Here is a 2,507-nt window from a genome sequence, read left to right as displayed (position 1 = left end):
CGCTCCCAGGAACTCACTGCGCAGGCGAACGCGCAGGTCGCCGATAGCCGGATCGTTTCGCAGGCCACGGTGCCCGGGCGTCCATCGTTCCCCAACGTGCCGCAGCTCTTTACCGTTGCGCTGGTGGCTTTCGGCGGCCTGGGCGTGGGGCTGGCCTTCATCTACGAGAATCTACTGGGCGGTTTTGTCAGCCAGTCCCAGCTTGAAGCTGTGGTGCGCCGCAGGGTCGCCTCGACGGTGCCGCGCGTGAAAGCCAAGGCCAATGACGAGGGAAGCTTGCCCGACCAGATGGTCAACGCCCCGCTCTCGATTTTTGCCGAATCCGTGCGACAAATTCGTGCAGCCGTCGACCTCGAACTGCGGCACCAGCCGCCAGCGGACACCAAGGACGGTTCCATCATCATGGTGACCTCGACGGCACCTGAAGAAGGCAAGACGACTATCGCCATTTCGCTGGCGCGCTCCTATGCGCTTTCCGGCCGCAAGACGCTTCTTATCGACTGCGACCTCAGAAAACCGAGTGTTCACAAGCAGCTCAAGGTTGAGCCGTCCTTCGGCCTGCTCGATTTCTTGTCGTCCAACGCCGAAACCGTCACCCTTGATTCCATTCTGGTCGAGGATCAGCATACTTCTGCGACGGTGCTGCTCGGAGCACGGCGGAGCGGCTTGCCGACCGATCAACTGATCTCCGGCGCCGCCTTCAATCGCCTCATCAGCGCAGCGCAGCGAGCCTTCGACATCGTGGTCATCGACACGCCGCCGGTTGGGGCCGTCGTAGACGGCCTGTACATCGCCCCGACGGCTGATGTCGTGGTCCATGTCGTCCGCTGGTCCTCGACAGTGCAGAGCGACGTGCGCGACGCCATAGAACTGGTTGAATCGGCAACGAAGCCGGACGTGCCGGTGCTGGCCGTGCTCAATCAGGCGGATGAGCACCGAAGCGAATACAAGAGCAAGTACGGGCACTACTACGCCGAATAGCGGCCGAGCTGCCCTCCTTTGGGCCTGCCAAGCAGCCTGGAATTTCCACGCGGATTGACGACATGACCGACGAGACGACTTCAAACAAGGCATCCGCCACGCGCCGGCAGTTCCTGTGGGGTGCGGCAGGAACGGCTGTGGGCTTTGGTGTTGGTTCCGTGTTCGGCTACCGGCTGGCCGGCATTCAGCCTTCCGGTGGACAGGTCAGCGCAGTGGCTGAGATCGCGGCGCTGCGGCCAGTGGCCTATACCGACGGCGTCGTTCTCCTGCCGATGGACGCCGAGCCGGTCGGCAAGGTTTCGGACGCGCTGGTGACGTTTGAGACCTTTGCCGAGCCTTGCCCCACGGGGGCCGCCGAGGGCCTAACCGTGGCCGCTGCGGAGGACGATACGTTCGTCGCTCTTGGCTGGGATCTCACCCAGTTCACGACCGGGCCGATCGACCTGCAGTCCGGCGGCCTCCTGGGGCTGTGGTTCTACCTGCCCGAGACCCTCAGCGGACGGTCCGGTGCAACGATTGTACTTTCGAGCGACGCCGCGGCCACCAACAACCGGCAGATGACCTGGACAGTCGGGCGCGACATCGACTTCGGCTGGAACCTTCTGTTGGTCGATCCGCTGGGCCAGGGCCCGACGGAACCAGGCATGCAGCCCTGGACGGTGGAAGGTGCGGACCCAATCGGCCAACCGATCGTCTACATGCAATTGCGGCTCTTCGGCCTCCAGGGCGCGCCGAGGTTCCACCTGGGTGGACTGTTCCACTACCCTGCCCCGCTGGCCACGCCGGCGGTGTTGCTGGGATACGATGGCATCCACAACTCACTCGAGACGCTGGCAAAGCCAGCGCTCGATGCACGCGCCCTCAAGGCCTATGTCTCGGTGGACGCCGAGGCCATCGAGCAGAATGCCGACGACAGCGCCGCCCGCATGCACCGCTTTTATGACGCCGGCTGGGACGTCATTCCCTGCGGGATGTTCCATACCAATTACGGCGAACAGCCCGAACTGATCAGCGAGCACTATGACGAAGCGGTGCGGCGTTATTCAGCCGCAGGGTTCGAGCGCTCCCTGCGCTTTTTCACCTACCCGCGCAACGGCTACACGCCTGAAACTGACCGCGTGCTGCGCGAGAAGGGTGTGGTCATGGCGCGCCAGACCTTCGAGCGCAGCATCGTCCAGACCGAGCGCTGGCCGGGGCGCCTTGTCAGCCATGGGTCGTTCGATCTGGGCGGACAAACGCTGCAATGGGCCAAGAACGCGGTCGATCACGCCGTCCGCTACGGCACGACGGTCGAAATCTTCGTTCACCGGCTGCGCGAGGGTGGAAATGGTGGGCCGCCGCCCGAAGACCTGCTGGAATGGTATACCAACGACTACGCTGCCCTGCTCGACTACATAGCGTCGCGCCGGGATGGGGGCGAACTATTGGCACAAATTCCGAGCGAATGGGCCAGGCACCGGGGCCTCCTGCAGGCCTGAGGGGTGATCGGCGCTTATTGCGCGGCGACCAACCCGCCAAGGTTCATC

General features: G+C 63.9%; 2 protein-coding genes. Both read left to right on the top strand.

Annotated features, from left to right (window positions below):
* A partial coding sequence (locus tag AC5JLB_RS27355; protein WP_495876993.1) for a tyrosine-protein kinase family protein occupies nucleotides 1-981 on the top strand: 981 nt, incomplete at its 5' end.
* Nucleotides 982-1,043: 62 nt separating this feature from the next.
* Nucleotides 1,044-2,459 carry a polysaccharide deacetylase family protein gene (locus AC5JLB_RS27350; RefSeq protein WP_495876992.1) on the top strand — a complete coding sequence of 472 codons (1,416 nt, stop codon included), beginning with the start codon at nucleotides 1,044-1,046 and terminating at the stop codon, nucleotides 2,457-2,459.
* Nucleotides 2,460-2,507: the final 48 nt, after the last annotated feature.

Source organism: Myxacorys chilensis (assembly GCF_059505265.1).
Note: the sequence above shows the minus strand (reverse complement) of the source record. Positions and strands in the feature narration are given on the sequence as shown.

Excerpts from the sequence above, each read along its gene's own strand:
- AC5JLB_RS27350 (WP_495876992.1), top strand. The coding sequence starts at position 1,044 with ATGACCGACGAGACGACTTCAAACAAGGCATCCGCCACGCGCCGGCAG.